Origin of the sequence: Microvirga pakistanensis (assembly GCF_004458765.1) — a bacterium.
In the GTDB taxonomy this organism is placed as follows: domain Bacteria; phylum Pseudomonadota; class Alphaproteobacteria; order Rhizobiales; family Beijerinckiaceae; genus Microvirga; species Microvirga pakistanensis.
On the sequence record NZ_SPJX01000469.1, the window covers coordinates 284,363 to 298,566 of the forward strand.

14 protein-coding genes and 2 tRNA genes are annotated in these 14,204 nt (G+C 61.0%); 8 read left to right on the forward strand and 8 right to left on the reverse strand.

Annotated elements, in window-relative coordinates; all coding sequences use genetic code 11:
- Position 1: 1 nt before the first annotated feature.
- Complete coding sequence (gene purT, locus E4K09_RS21520; protein WP_134499743.1) at positions 2–1,174, reverse strand: formate-dependent phosphoribosylglycinamide formyltransferase; 1,173 nt, start codon at positions 1,172–1,174, stop codon at positions 2–4.
- Positions 1,175–1,373: 199 nt separating this feature from the next.
- Between purT and E4K09_RS21525 the strand changes: the two genes are divergently transcribed.
- The 4 genes from E4K09_RS21525 to E4K09_RS21540 all read left to right on the forward strand — a co-directional run bounded on the left by E4K09_RS21525 (position 1,374) and on the right by E4K09_RS21540 (position 5,187).
- The gene (locus E4K09_RS21525; protein WP_134499744.1) at positions 1,374–1,676 is read left to right on the forward strand and encodes a hypothetical protein; all 303 of its coding nucleotides are present in this window, start codon (positions 1,374–1,376) and stop codon (positions 1,674–1,676) included.
- Positions 1,677–1,745: 69 nt separating this feature from the next.
- Positions 1,746–2,663 (forward strand): DMT family transporter, encoded by a 918-nt coding sequence (locus E4K09_RS21530; protein ID WP_134499745.1) that lies wholly within the window; start codon positions 1,746–1,748, stop codon positions 2,661–2,663.
- Positions 2,664–2,955: 292 nt separating this feature from the next.
- Positions 2,956–4,938 (forward strand): M10 family metallopeptidase, encoded by a 1,983-nt coding sequence (locus E4K09_RS21535; RefSeq protein WP_134499746.1) that lies wholly within the window; start codon positions 2,956–2,958, stop codon positions 4,936–4,938.
- A gap of 21 nt (positions 4,939–4,959) precedes the next feature.
- Positions 4,960–5,187 carry a hypothetical protein gene (locus E4K09_RS21540; protein ID WP_134499747.1) on the forward strand — a complete coding sequence of 76 codons (228 nt, stop codon included), beginning with the start codon at positions 4,960–4,962 and terminating at the stop codon, positions 5,185–5,187.
- A gap of 658 nt (positions 5,188–5,845) precedes the next feature.
- On the opposite strand, the gene E4K09_RS21545 is transcribed toward E4K09_RS21540, so the two are convergent.
- Complete coding sequence (locus E4K09_RS21545) at positions 5,846–6,295, reverse strand: hypothetical protein (protein ID WP_134499748.1); 450 nt, start codon at positions 6,293–6,295, stop codon at positions 5,846–5,848.
- Positions 6,296–6,648: 353 nt separating this feature from the next.
- On the opposite strand from E4K09_RS21545, the gene E4K09_RS21550 reads away from it, so the two are divergent.
- Positions 6,649–7,200, forward strand: coding sequence for a YqhA family protein (locus E4K09_RS21550; RefSeq protein WP_134499749.1), 552 nt, complete (start codon positions 6,649–6,651; stop codon positions 7,198–7,200).
- Between the two features lie 1,200 nt (positions 7,201–8,400).
- The gene (locus E4K09_RS21555) at positions 8,401–8,613 is read left to right on the forward strand and encodes a site-specific integrase (protein WP_134499750.1); all 213 of its coding nucleotides are present in this window, start codon (positions 8,401–8,403) and stop codon (positions 8,611–8,613) included.
- A 126-nt stretch (positions 8,614–8,739) separates the two neighbouring features.
- On the opposite strand, the gene E4K09_RS21560 is transcribed toward E4K09_RS21555, so the two are convergent.
- The 6 genes from E4K09_RS21560 to E4K09_RS21585 form a co-directional block, all read right to left on the reverse strand.
- Positions 8,740–8,816: transfer RNA gene (locus E4K09_RS21560), tRNA-Arg, on the reverse strand.
- Between the two features lie 21 nt (positions 8,817–8,837).
- Positions 8,838–9,143, reverse strand: coding sequence for an ETC complex I subunit (locus E4K09_RS21565; RefSeq protein ID WP_134499751.1), 306 nt, complete (start codon positions 9,141–9,143; stop codon positions 8,838–8,840).
- Positions 9,144–9,182: 39 nt separating this feature from the next.
- A tRNA-Pro gene (locus E4K09_RS21570) sits at positions 9,183–9,259 on the reverse strand.
- A 1,033-nt stretch (positions 9,260–10,292) separates the two neighbouring features.
- Positions 10,293–10,748 carry a DUF192 domain-containing protein gene (locus E4K09_RS21575; protein ID WP_134499752.1) on the reverse strand — a complete coding sequence of 152 codons (456 nt, stop codon included), beginning with the start codon at positions 10,746–10,748 and terminating at the stop codon, positions 10,293–10,295.
- A 12-nt stretch (positions 10,749–10,760) separates the two neighbouring features.
- Positions 10,761–11,381 (reverse strand): cold-shock protein, encoded by a 621-nt coding sequence (locus E4K09_RS21580; RefSeq protein WP_244610629.1) that lies wholly within the window; start codon positions 11,379–11,381, stop codon positions 10,761–10,763.
- Between the two features lie 129 nt (positions 11,382–11,510).
- Positions 11,511–12,266 carry an SIR2 family NAD-dependent protein deacylase gene (locus E4K09_RS21585; RefSeq protein WP_244610630.1) on the reverse strand — a complete coding sequence of 252 codons (756 nt, stop codon included), beginning with the start codon at positions 12,264–12,266 and terminating at the stop codon, positions 11,511–11,513.
- A gap of 64 nt (positions 12,267–12,330) precedes the next feature.
- Between E4K09_RS21585 and E4K09_RS21590 the strand changes: the two genes are divergently transcribed.
- Positions 12,331–13,356, forward strand: coding sequence for an acetyltransferase domain-containing protein (locus tag E4K09_RS21590; protein WP_134499754.1), 1,026 nt, complete (start codon positions 12,331–12,333; stop codon positions 13,354–13,356).
- A 222-nt stretch (positions 13,357–13,578) separates the two neighbouring features.
- Complete coding sequence (locus E4K09_RS21595) at positions 13,579–14,112, forward strand: acyl carrier protein (protein ID WP_134499755.1); 534 nt, start codon at positions 13,579–13,581, stop codon at positions 14,110–14,112.
- The last annotated feature ends 92 nt before the right edge of the window (positions 14,113–14,204 follow it).

The following is a 14,204-nucleotide window of genomic DNA, read 5'->3' on the forward strand; positions in this document are numbered from 1 at the left end:
CTTACCCCTCGTAACGAATCCGGATCCTGGCCGCGGCCTGCCGCGCCCGCTCGCGCGCGTCCTCGACCGTGGCACCCGACGCCAGGGCGACGCCCATCCGGCGATAGGGACGCGTCGTCGGCTTGCCGAAGAGACGAACCTCGACCTCGCCCTCGTCGGAGCCCAGCGAGAGCGCTTCCTTCAGCCCGTCGATGGAGAAGCGCTCGGCCTCCCGGTCGGCCAGGATCACGGCGGAGGCGGTCGGGCCCTTCAGGCGAACCGGCGGAATCGGCAGCCCGAGCACGGCCCGGGCATGGAGATCGAACTCGGACAGGTTCTGCGACAGGAGCGTCACCAGCCCCGTGTCGTGCGGCCGGGGGGACAATTCGGAGAAGATCACCTCGTCCCTGGTGACGAAGAACTCGACGCCGAAGATCCCGTAGCCGCCGAGATTGTCGACCACCCTGCGGGCCATGTCCTGTGCATCCGCCAGGAGCCTGTCGGTCATGGGCGTCGGCTGCCAGGATTCCTGGTAGTCGCCGCGCTCCTGCCGGTGCCCGATCGGCGCGCAATAGGACACCCCTTCACGCGAACGCACGGTCAGGAGCGTGATCTCGTATTCGAAGGGGATGAACTCCTCGACGATCACCTTCCGGCGGTCACCGCGCATGTTGGCGACGGCATAGTTCCAGGCCTGCTCGAGCTCCCCGGAGGAGCGGACCGTACTCTGTCCCTTGCCGGAGGACGACATGACCGGTTTGACGACGCAGGGCAGGCCCGTGTGCTCCACCGCCGCCCTCGCCTCGTCCAGGCTTTCCGCATAACGGTACTTCGACGTGCGCAGACCGAGTTCCGTCGCGGCGAGATCCCGGATGCGATCGCGATTCATCGTCAGAGAGGCGGCCCGGGCCGAGGGCACGACTGTGAGCCCCGGGTCCTCGAACTCCTGAAGCACTTCGGTGCGGATCGCCTCGATCTCCGGCACGATGAAGTCCGGCTTGTGCTTCTCGATGGCCTGCCGCAGGGAATCGGCATCGAGCATGGGGAACACCTCGGCCTCGTCCGCCACCTGCATGGCGGGCGCATGGGCGTAGGAGTCGCAGGCGATCACATGGCAGCCGTAGCGCTTGGCCGAGATCACGAACTCCTTGCCGAGTTCGCCCGACCCGAGGAGGAGAATTTTGGCTGTGAACACTGTCAGGACCTTTCCTCTGCTTTGGCGCGAAACACCGGCCGTCCGAATGCGTTCTGTGGAAGCATGTTTTCGAATGGCTTTCCAGCCGCCTCGTGTCGGCATGGCCTAAAAGCCTGCGTCAGGCGCATCCCTGCCGTCACGCCTGCGCATTGTGCGAACTCACGGTTCATACGTTAAGGGGAAGCCCAGGAGAAGCGGAATGCTTGGAACGAAGAAAACACCGAACCGCTATGGCAAGCGGGTCACCCGTGTCGAGCCCCCGTCGCTGGACGAGGCCATTGCCGCCGCACAGGGCCTGACCGACGACATCGAGTGCCAGATCGAGATCGCCTCCCAGCTCATGGGCTTGCCCGAGGACGAGGTGCGGCCCGTCGTCCTCAAGATGTCGACCCAGACCCGCCGGCCGGAACGGGGTCCCTTCGCGGACCGTATTCTGGATCGTGGCGAGGGCGCCAAGGTCATCGTCGTGGAGCGCCGCCGTCCGCGCTTGGCAGCGCGATAGAATTCCCCTATCGACGCATTCGAGTCCCCGGGACTGCGCGACGTCAGTCCGTTTTTTGAAGTTGCCCGCATGGTCAAAGGCATCATTCTTGCCTTCCTTGCCTTTGCCGTGTTCGCCTGGGGCGATGCCGTGGTGAAGGCGATCGGTCACGATCTCGATCCCTTCGAGGTGACCTTCTTCGGCTATCTGATCCCCCTCCTGCTCTCTCCAGCCTTCATGAAACCCGGCGACAGGCTGACCGACCTGGTGCGCTGGAAGAGCCCCTGGCTCATGGCGCTCAGGGTTTTCTTCATCTCGGTGACGACGCCCTTGAGCGTCATGGCCTTCACCCGACTTCCCTTCGCGGAGGCCTTCGCCCTCCTGTTTCTGATGCCGAGCCTCGTGACGGTGCTGTCGATCTTCATCCTGAAGGAGACCGTCCGGTGGCGGCGCGGCCTTGCGGTCTGCGCGGCCTTCATCGGCGTGCTCATCATCGTCCGTCCCGGATTCCGCGAGGTCCTCCCCGGTCACCTGATCGCCATCGCGGCCGCTCTGTGTGCTGCGGGCGGCGTCATCATGGGACGCATGATCGGCACGACCGAGACGCGATACACCCTGATCGGGAGCGTCTTTCTCGGCACCGCACTCATCGCCGGCATCCTCATGATCCCCGGCTTCACATGGCCGACGCCGTCCCAGTGGGGATTGCTGCTCGCCTTCGCGGCGACGGCTTTCGTCGCTCAGGCCTTTTTCGTCATCGCGACGACCTATGCGCCCGCGGACCGGCTCGGGGCCGCGCAATACAGCCAGATCCTCTGGGCTCTCGTCATCGGTGCGTTCTTCTTCGACGAATGGCCCGATGCCATGGCGCTTGTGGGGATCGTCGTCGTCGTCGCGGCGGGATTGTTCATCTTCGCCCGGGAGCAGACGCTGAAAAAGGCGCCGGCTGCGGCCAGAGTGGCCTCCTCGCCAGAGGAGCGGGCTGACCTGGAACCGGCCGCGCGCTGACAGGACATCCATTTCCCCTCCGCCTGACGCAGCGGTCGGCACAACTCCTTCCGCTGATCTCGACGCAGGCGCCTCCGCGGTGACTCCTCTCGCAAGAACCGACGCGCGGCATCGTGTCCGTTGTCGCACCCCGGCATGTGCATTAATCCCCATCCGAATGCCTGCTCATCCGGATGCTTTAATTTCCCGAACGGAACCATAGAGCAACGCCGACCCCGTCGGCCCGACATGAGAGGCGTTTCATTGATCGATTCTTTGTGCCGTTTGCTCCACCACTGCTCTGGATTGTCCCATGCCCGCCGTTGCCACCTTCAGCCCTTCGGGTAACTCCTACATCGATGGCCTTCTGGGCACCCTCAAGTGGGGGGTGAACAGCTTCACTTACAGTTTCCCGACGAGTGGCGCCTATTACGGCTCCTCCTACGGCGATGGCGAGAACGTCACAAATTTCGGTGCACTCAACACCAGTCAGCAGACGGCCACGCGTGCCGCCCTCAAGATGTTCGCTTCGGTGGCGAATCTCAGCTTCACCGCGATCGGGGAGACCTCCACCCAGCACGCCGACCTGCGCTTCGCCCTCTCTGACAAGCCCGGGACCGCCTGGGCCTACTTCCCGACCACCTCTCCGGTCGGCGGAGATGCATGGTTCAACAAATCCAGTGGCGCCTACAGCAGCCCGATCAAGGGCAACTACGCCTACCTGACTTTCGTCCACGAGATCGGACATGCGCTCGGGCTGGAGCACTCGCACGAGAGCGGCATGCCGTCGGCGCGCGACTCCATCGAGTACACGATCATGAGCTACCGCTCATATGTGGGCGCCTCCACCACGAGCGGCTATGTCAACGAGACCTGGGGCTTTGCGCAGTCGCTGATGATGTACGACATCGCCGCCCTGCAGCACATGTACGGCGCCAACTACGCGACCAACGCGGGGAACACGACCTATTCCTGGAGCCCGACGACGGGCGAGATGTTCATCAACAGTACCGGCCAGGGCGCTCCAGGCGGCAACCGGATCCTGCTGACGGTTTGGGACGGTGGCGGCACCGACACCTACGATTTCTCCAAGTACACCAGCGGCCTGAAGGTGGATCTGCGGCCGGGGCAATGGACCACCACCACCACGGCGCAACTCGCGCGACTGAAGTGGGACGGCTCGAAGGTCGCCGTGGGCAATATCGCGAACGCCCTGCTCCACAACGGCGACACTCGCGCGCTGATCGAGAACGCCACCGGCGGCTCCGGCAACGATGCTCTGACGGGCAACGACACCCATAACCTGCTCAGGGGCGCCGCGGGCACCGATCGCCTGACCGGAGGCCGGGGCAACGATACCCTGGATGGCGGAACCGGGACGGATACCGTCGTCTTCAGCGGCGCGCGCTCGAGCTACAGCATCGAGAGCCTTTCGAGCGGGTCCGTGCGCGTGACGGACCTGCGGGCCGATACCCCGGACGGCCAGGACACCGTCTCGACGGCCGAATGGTTTCAGTTCACGGACAAGCTCTATTCCGCAGCAGAACTCAGCGGCAATACGGCGACCACCCCGCTGATCCTGACCACGGCGACCACGAGCAACGTGACCGTGACGGGGACCGAGAGCAACAACACGCTGTCTGGAGGCGCCGGCGACGACAAGCTCTATGGATATGGCGGAAACGACAGGCTGACCGGCGCTGCCGGCCGGGACTATCTCAGCGGGGGTACGGGTACCGACACCGCAGTCTATGCCAATGCGAAGGCCGGGGTTCTTGCCGACCTGATGAATGGGACCGGGAATACGGGCGACGCATCCGGCGACACCTATTCCAGCATCGAGAATCTCACCGGCAGCGCCTACGCGGACTCCTTGCGCGGCACCGACTCGGCCAACACGATCGCCGGCTACGCGGGAAACGACACCCTGTACGGGCGCGGCGGCAACGACAGGATCATCGGCGGGGCCGGCAAGGACATCCTGTCCGGCGGCAGCGGGGCCGATGTCTTCGACTTCGACGCGACAACCGAGTCCCTGTCGACCGCGCGGGACACGATCTCGGACTTTTTGCGCGGCAGCGATCGTATCGATCTGCGCAGCATCGACGCCAATACGAGGATGTCCGGCGACCAGGCCTTCTCTTTCATCGGCGGCAAGGCGTTTACTGGGAGCGCAGGCCAACTCAAGTTCAGCGCAGGCGTTCTGTCTGCGGACGTGAACGGGGATCGGACGGCCGATTTCCAGGTCAACGTGTCAGGGCTGTCGGTGCTTGCTGCAACCGATTTCCTTCTGTGAAGGCCTGCTGAGGATCGCACCATGAGCGACTGGATCGCTTTCGATCGCTGGACCGAGTGTGTTGGATTGGAACGGCCCGGCTATGTGTTCGAGGTCAGGAACCGAGAAGGGCTGACCCTGCAGACCGCCTGCACTGTTCCCCTCCAGCTGCCGGCGGACTGGAAGTCCGCTCCGGTGTCGTTCCGGCTCATCGAGGAACCCAAGCCGCGGCACTCGGCGCCGATTCCGACGCCTCTCAAACGGCCCTAGCGCATCGTGCGGACCCAGAGGGTCGGGTTCGAGACCCGAAGGGCCGCATGAGTGATGCGCCGCTTGAGAGAGGAAGCAATCAACGGCGACCCCTGCAGGGCTCGAACCTGCGGCCTACTGCTTAGAAGTCGTTGGGCGCATTAAGGAATCTATGGGAAATCAGGGTGCTACCGGATGGTTCGCCATCATGAGTTTCCCATATGTTTCCGTCTGGTTGAGCTATCATCAGGGGGATACCTGTTGCACCGTCTCGGGAGGCGGAAGGATGGCCCACCCCGGACTACAGCGATTGGCCTGAGGCAAGAAGCGTCAGACCTGACTATAGTTCGTCGGCTTGGAGGTGCGGCGGCTCCTGACCATAGCGGTGGACCAGGCGCGGAGAGGCCGGAGAGGACATCATCCCCGTGCCTCTTCTTCTGCCCGATCCAGCCATAGAGTTCAGTAGTATTCGCGACCACACCGAGAGCCTCGCTGGGCCTGGTTTGACTGACGCTCTACTGCCTTCGCTGGATGTGCGGTCGGAAAGTCTTCCGATTAGACTCAATCACACCCCTATCCGGTTCCATAAAGGGGATTATCCGAAAAGCGCGCTGTCATAAGCGGAAGCAAACGTTCGGCAGGTCCGAAATGCTATCAGGCAGAACGAACCCCTGCTCCGTCATTCCGCTTCAACGCGAAGCGTGCGGGGATCTCGATGTCCCCGTTTTACCGCCTCTGTATCAAAGGCTTCGTTATATATGAGGCTCAGGTTCGTTTGCTTCCGCCCATCTGGATAGACCTTACCTGTTTGCTGAAACAGTCTGTGGTTTGGGTCTCTAGCCGCCAATTCAGCCCTCAACGTTCCTGTTTGAGCCCCGATCCCAATCGCGTTCAAGATCTGAATTTCAAGCCTGGCCTTTAAGTTATCGATCTCCTGCCGAAGGCTAGCGATCACTTCATTCTGCTGTGCGATTGTCGTATTCTTCTGAGCAATGATCTGGTTCTGCTTTAGGATCTCGGCATTGCAATCCTGAATAATTACTGTGGCCTGCGCATGGAGGCGGTCGTAATCCCGCCGCGCGTCTCCGATGGCATGAGCCGTCGCAATGCCTTCCCAATCGAACCCCATAGCTGCCCCCGTTTTTGGCCTGTGCTTGCACTGTTGGTCTATGGACACATCCCTTCCACAACCCGTCAATCCTAGGATTAAGGGCCAGTCAGTGAGGTCATGGTTGCGTAAGCGGCGTTCCGCGAAATCGACGGAGCGCACTCACGTCCCTCACCTCTCCCGTTGCTCTGGATGGGAGGGAGTAACGCAAGATTTGTATGTGACGTCATTCGCATCGCTCGCCCCGAGCCCCCCTCTAAGTAGGCTGGCCTCCGCTCGGAGGACTTCAATTCACGTCGGAACAATCTTCTGTTAGGCTTGTCTTGGCGGACCAAGGTTGATCATCCTGTGGTCCAAGCTGGCCGTGTGAACAGATGCTTCATTTCATTCTGTCGTTACGCTGGATTACTCTCCTTGCGGCCGCTGGCGCTGCCATTGGGGCGCTCCTGATCTTTGGAGTTGGTGGCATCAAGCTGGCTCACGCCGTGGGGTTTGCCCTTCTTCCAAGTGTAACCAGCGACCTCACGGTGATCGCCGCGGTGATGCAGGCTACTGATGCGTTCCTGTTCGGACTTGTGCTGATCGTCTTCGCCTATGCGATCATGTTCGGCTTTGCCTTCGACCTCCCCAAGAGAGCGAAGGCCAAGCTGCCTCAGTGGATGAGAGTGAGCGGGATCAGTGAACTCAAGATCACGCTGATTGAGGTTATCTTGGTCTACTTGGTCGTGGACTTTGCCACTGACGTGGTGGAGGTCGAGACGCGCATTTCTTGGGAGATGCTCGTGAAGCCAGTCGCCATTCTGTTCATCGCAGCATCCCTTCGGCTTGTCTGGGTATCCCACATAGGAAGCCATACGATGATCGAAGAGGAGCCCAAAGAGCCAACTCAACCAAGACCATCAAAGGGTGAACGAGCCCAGGCATGAACAGGCTTGGCCTATCGGCTTGGGCCGTTTTGATTGTGCTGCGCACTCGATCATATTGCTGCTTCACCTCCAGCGGCCGAGGAGATCAAGGCCACCATGGAGCGGCTTCAGGAGGTCAGAGCACGATGAGCGTAGCAGGATAGGGTTCAATCCCTCCACCCTTACATAAGCAACGACCTGGACATTTGCCGAGTCGTGCCGATCCAGCCCCAATTGCGCACCAGACGCACGCACGGTTCCGAACAGGTTCCACTCGATCATGAGGAAGTAGAAGCGCGGGTCCCTTGCTCCGGGTCGGTCCAGTGCAGCTCTAGGCGGCGCTCGGATGGAGGTCGGAGATCGCCAGGCATTCACAAGAATTACTTCTCAAGAACTGATTGGAAGCGGCGGCGACGCCATTTAGCTTGGCTATAAGGAGAACGAAGAAAGGGAAGAAATTATGAAAGCCGTTAATCTTTGTGTGTCGTTGACTCTTGTCGTGGCATCGTCCGTGCCGATGGCCCGTGCTTACGCTCAGTCGGCACCTAAGCCGTTTTTTGGCACGGTAGAAGGAGCTCGGATACAGTTCAATGGGCGGGAGCTTGTCACGACCTACCCGAGCAATCGCGGCCGAGACGTGTCCGGCTCCTACCGGTAATGTGCCTTTTCTTATTTCCACCCGTCACGCAAGGAGAACGTATACTGCTGTTCAAAGTACTCCGGGGATGTGGCAAGCAAATTCAGGTTTGCACAAGCGGCGACCGGGAAAATCACCACATGGCGGGCTCACACGGAGTGCTCCACAGGCCCTGGTTGATCTCTCCAAAGAAAGACAGCGATCATTATGCCTGAGCATGGATCAGCTATGCTGCACTAGGTAAATTCGGTGCTGCACCAGATGGTTCTGGTTCGGCGAGCACAGCTCGTCTGGCATTGCTGCTTTTTTGGGCCACGTCTCCCAGCCTGGAACCTTGAGGCAGGCATATTCCTTCCTCATCTCTCGGCCCCGTCGGCTTCATGGGGTCTGACAAGGTCACGGATAGGACGAGCCTCCCTGACCAACCCTCCTAGCATCATTGTGGATACTGCTTCGGCCGCGTCGAGAGATAGTGCCGGTAGGCCTCAATCACTCTCCGGGCAGCCTCGCCCCTGTTGGTCTCAGTCCCGCTCCGCGATGCTGGTCCGTGACTGGGTCGACGAAACGGCCAATATCCCGGTGCCATGGGTCATAGCCTCCGGGACCTCTCCTACATGGGCCACGAAGCCAAGCGGATGATCCGGCTCGCCGGCCTGCGGGATGAACTGAGCCTCACATCATTCCGGCATGGCGGGCTCACCGAGATGGGCGACGCTGACCTGGCCGACGCTCAGATGCGCGCGATCTCCCGCCACAAGTCGGCAAGGATCTTGCCGACCTATGTGAAGCGGACTTAGAAGCAGATCATCAAGGCGACGAAAAAGCGGCGTTCAGCGCGGGCGAAAGCAGCACACTTGTCTGGATGACAACTGCCGGCTTGTCTGAATGGAACTAACAATCGGGCGCTAAGCCGTTGAAACAGTTGGCGACCCCTGCAGGGCTCGAACCTGCGACCTACTGCTTAGAAGGCAGTTGCTCTATCCAGCTGAGCTAAGGGGCCGTCGGTCCGCAGGCCTGGACCTCAATGGGTCCAGGGGCCGACGCGATTGAACTTGAAGTTGTCGGAATAGGAAATCGTGCGCCGCTTCACCTCGTGCGGCTCCTCGACCCGGTAGGCGATGCCCTCGCGCTCGGCATAGGCCATCGCCTCCTCCTTGGAGTCAAACCATAGGCGCAGCTGCTGGCGGGTATCGCCTGAGCTGGTCCAGCCCATGAGGGGCTCGATCTCGCGAGGCTTGTCCTGCTCGAAGACGAGCAACCATTGCTTCGTCCGGGCCAAGCCGGACTGCGTTGCGGATTTGGCGGGTTTGTAAATCCGGGCAGGCATCGGTCTTTGCACTCTCTCCAAGACGTGAGCCGGTGAGAATGGTCGGGGCGGCAGGATTTGAACCCGCGACCCTCTGCTCCCAAAGCAGATGCGCTACCAGACTGCGCTACACCCCGAGTCTCTCAACGGCTTGGTTTGTCTATCGTTTTGAGAACCCCTACGCAAGCACAAGGTTTCGGCCCGGGAGGCAATAACGATGGGAAATAGGCCGTGACGAGCCTGGCGCCCTCACGAAAGCCTTGAGAGCCTCAGCCAGAGAGGAGCCGCGACGGACCGGCTGGAGCCACAACAGGATGTAGGCTGCAAAGATGTAAATCCCCGCATGGGCTGCATGGAACGCGGTTTCATCAATGGAAACAATCCAGCGCCAGAATCATATTCCTCTACGGCATCTTCGAGTTCTCCAGCCTCTCATCTTCTGAACAGAGGGCACCAGGACCATCGATGCGCATCGAGCAATGTTGTTATTCCGTTGGGCATCTTAAGGCGAGTTGCTGGGGGAGAGCGTAGAGAAATCTTTTCCTTGTCCGACAATCGATGCTAGACCCCCTCTAAAAATAGGGGCAAAAATGAGGCATCAAAGTAAAAAGACGCGCGACTGGGGTCAGTTGCCGTGCATCGTCGCGCTTGGGCTCGTGGTCGGCTGTGCAATCAGTATCACCACTAAGTTTCTTACTCCCGCCATGGTTCAGGCGAAGACGACGCTGCCAGCAGAGGTCCACGACATCCCAAAAAGTATCCAGCTTTCGCCTTCGGCAGAATTGCGAGAGTCTGCGCGAGCAGCCTCTCAGCGTCAGGCTGAGACGCGGCACATGAAACCGGCCGCCTCAAGCGAATTCTGAACCCTGCCGGGAGAGGATTCCACGCAAGGGGAATCATCTCTCGTTTTCGGTGTGCTGCATTTTTGAAAGGCAACCCGGATCCACTTCGCCGCAAAAGGCTCTGGGTCACTCCGGAAGCAGCGACGAACGGCGGGCGAAATCACCCGTTGATGAGCGAACCGGTCCGGGCATTCCGGATGGAGTCTGTCCCTCCAGAAATGGACGTGAAAAGTGGATTTGCCCTTTTGGGATCAGTCGATTCTGTCGACGGCGCGAGCCTACAGCCTCTCATCCTGGCCCGGTTCCTCCAAGTCCGTTTGCGCGGTGTCTAACGTTTGAACAGCGGGTGTTCAATTCTGTCCCCGGGCTTGATCCCGAGCTTGCCGGCTGCGCCGCCATTCAGCTCGAGAACGGCGAGAACGGGTTCGCCGGAGGGGATCGTGCGGGTCGACAGAGGCTCCGCATTGGCTGCAATGCGTGCGATGGTGCCGTCCTGACGGATGAACAGCATGTCGAGGGGCAGATACGTGTTCTGCATCCACATGGAGACCGGCTCGACCCGGCCGAAATCGAACAGCATGCCCCGATCCTGGGCCATAGCGCGGCGGAACATCAGCCCCTGGGCCCGATCCGCATCGTTGCGGGCGACCTCGACCTGAAAGCTGTGCCTCTGACCTCCCTGTGTCACGATCGTCAAAGCCTCGAGAGCTTGAGCATAGGCGGCGCCCGCGAGGGAGAGCACAAGGCCGAGAGCCGGGAGCACCGGGGAGAGACGCTGGAACACGAACGGAGCCCGTCAGTGGGAATGCGGCAAGGCCATCTCAGCGAGACGGACTTCGGCGGCCATGAGGCCCTTCGACCCGTCGCCAAAGCGCACGAAGACCCGCTCGCCGGGCTTCAGTTCGGCGATGCCGTAGCGGCGAAGGGTCTCCATGTGGACGAAAATGTCCGGCTTGCCGTCGCCCTGGGTGAGGAAGCCGAAGCCGCGAAGGCGGTTGAACCACTTCACGACGGCAGGCTCCAGGCCGCTGGTCGGCACCACCTGGACATGGGTGCGGGGCAGCGGCAGCTCGGATGGATGCAGAGCCGTCGATTCATCGAGCGAAAGAATGCGGAAAGCCTGCAATCCCCGGGGACGCTGGACGGCCTCCACGACGATGCGGGCACCCTCGTTGGCCGCCTGGTAGCCGTCGCGCCGGAGGCAGGTCACGTGCAGGAGAACGTCGGGCATGCCGTTGTCGGGCACGATGAAACCGAATCCTTTGGCGACGTCGAACCACTTGATCCGGCCGCTGACCTGGATGAGTTCGAGGGAGTTCTCCTCTCCGGGAGTCTGCGCGACCTCCCGGTGACCTTGATCCAAAGAGGATCTTTCCTCTCGAAGATTGAAGGAGTTAGAGCCGAAATCGCCAGTCATGAATGAACCCGCACTCGAATCAAAAAACCCGATTCTTAAAATCAAGATAACATCGTCCTGAATCAGGGGAAGCCGGAAACGTGACTTAAATCGCGATGAAATTTTCGGCACTCGGCGACAGCATTGAAATCACGGGACAAATGCCGACAGCACGGATCCGATTTCCGCATGAATCACCAGATCTGCCATGGAATCGAGCGGCGTCGGCTCCCGGTTGACGATCACCAGCCGCGCTCCGTTTTCCTTGGCGAAGGCCGGAAAAGCGGCCGCCGGATAAACCACCAGGGACGACCCCACCACAAGGCAAAGATCGCAGCTCGCCATGAGCTTCTGCGCCCGGCGCATGGGCCCCTCCGGCATGGCTTGGCCGAAGGAGATGGTGGCGGATTTCAGGACGCCGCCGCAATCGACACAATCGGGCGGATCCCCGGTCGCCTCGAAGTGCCGTCTGATCCAGTCGAGTTCGTGCCGGCGCCCGCAGGACAGGCATGTGGCATAGGTTCCGTTCCCATGAAGTTCGATGACCTGCTCCCCGGATAGTCCGGAGGCTTGATGCAGCCCGTCGATGTTCTGCGTGATCACGGCCGGCATCCGGCCCGACCCGACGAGGGACGCTATGCCGTGATGCCCCCGGCTGGGTCTCGCATCCCGGTAGAGGTCGTCCATGACGAACTTGCGCCGCCACGCCTCCCGCCGCGCGTCGGCGCTCTGCACGAAGTGCTGGAAAGGGATCGGCTTGTTTCGCATCCACGGACTGTCGGCGGAGCGAAAATCCGGAACACCGCTCTCGGTCGAGATGCCCGCGCCCGTGAAACCGGCGACGATGCGGGCTTCTTGAATCATTTCCTGCAATGCGCCGATTGACGCGGCGAGGTTCTCGGTCATGTCACTGATATAAGCTGCTGCGGCAAGGATAGAAGCACCTCTCGAATGACGGGATCAGCCTCGCGTGAATGACGATATCTCCCAAGCCAGCCCTGTCCGGAACAACCCTTCCGAGGCCCCGGCGACCGGACCCCTTCATCTCGGCGTCTCTCAGCGATGGGACGTCATCGACGTGGCACGCGGCGTCGCGATCGCCGCCATGATCGTCTATCATTTCAGCTGGGACCTCAGTTTCCTGCAACTCATCGCGACGAACATTCTTCAGGTCCCCGCATGGCGGTGGTTCGCGCGCGGCATCGCGGGCTCGTTCCTGCTGCTGGCCGGAATCGGCCTCGCACTCGCCCATGTCCGGGGTTTTCGCCGCTTGCCTTTCCTGAGGCGTCTCGCGAAGGTCGCAGGCGCAGCCCTGGCCGTGACCCTCGTCACGTTCTTCGCGTTTCCAGACAGCTACATCTTCTTCGGCATCCTCCACTGCATCGCCGCATCGAGCGTGCTGGCTCTCCCCTTCCTGCGGCTGCCCCCTGCCCTCACCCTGCTTGCAGCGCTCTTCTTCCTCGCAGGCCCCATGCTGTTCACGAACCCTTCCCTCGATGCGCCTTATCTGGACTGGCTGGGTCTCGGCTCCAGCGATCCGCGGACGAACGACTACGTGCCCCTCTTTCCATGGTTCGGCATGGTTCTGATCGGGGTCGCCCTCGGCAAGATGCTGCTGCCGCAGACGGGAACCGCACGTTTGGCACGCTGGCAGGCGCGAAACACTCTGGCCAGGATACTCCTGTGGGCAGGACGAAAGAGCCTGCCGATCTACCTGACCCACCAACTCGTGCTGCTCGCCCTTCTCTACGGCGTGCTTCAGATCACGGGGCCCGATCCGAGAGCCGAGGCCAAGCCCTTCATGGACGACTGTGTCGCGACATGCCTCATGCAGAATGCCGAACCGGCCACCTGCAGCTCCGTCTGCGCCTGCACCGCCGATACGCTCCGCAAGAGCGAGCTTTGGCGAAAGATGCTCAACGGCACCACGACGGCGGATGACCGGACGCAGATATCGCGCACGGCGCAACAATGCCTGCGCCGTGCCCCGTCCTAGGGGAGCATTTCGCTTTGATGCGACCGACACTCGTCAGCGCCGGCATTATAGGAGAAAAATCCTGACATCGTCGAGCGAGATCAGCTTACTGAAGCCTCGATCTTGCTCTGCAATTCCCAAGCGGTGCTTGCAAGAGATCGTTCCATTTGCTATAACATATCACAAAAGAGCGTAGTGTCTTTATTTTGGTTATCTCAGCGTCATCCGCTTTAGAGGGAAACCATGACCTACTTTCCGGAGGCGGACATTGCTCGTCGAGTTTTGGACCTGTGCAGATGGATCAGCGAAGGCCGCGTGTCGCAAATCGACATGGGCATGTCGCTGACCCGAGACCTGCGATTCGATTCCCTGCAGCTCATGCAGTTTTTCTCGGGCATCGAGGAGCATTACACTGGCCTGGCTCTTGAAGATTGGTTCATCGAGCACTCCACCGGGGGACGTGACACCATCGGCAGCGTCGTGAGCCATATCGCCTATTGCCATCCCGCTCCAAAAGCGACGCTTCCTTATGTCTCGCAGCGCAGCAACGAGTATCGCGACTTCCTTGAACCCTCTCTCCCTCGTCCCCGAGCGGGATTTCACTGGGGCGTCCCTCCGCCGGTCTATATTCCCCCCAAGGTGGTCCAGGATTCCGAAATCTTCGACGCCTGGAATTCCCACGCGCGGACCGAAGCAGCCGATGCCTTGGAAGCCGGTGGCGACCCATCGCGCCTTCTCGGGCCCGGAGACGAAGACCAGTCACCGCATCGCCAATGACACGGCTCCCAAGGCGGTGTCTGGTTTTCGCAGCCGCCGATCAGCGCCGTTGCACGACCGCCTCATTCGCGCACAGAGGGCGTTCTTTCGGC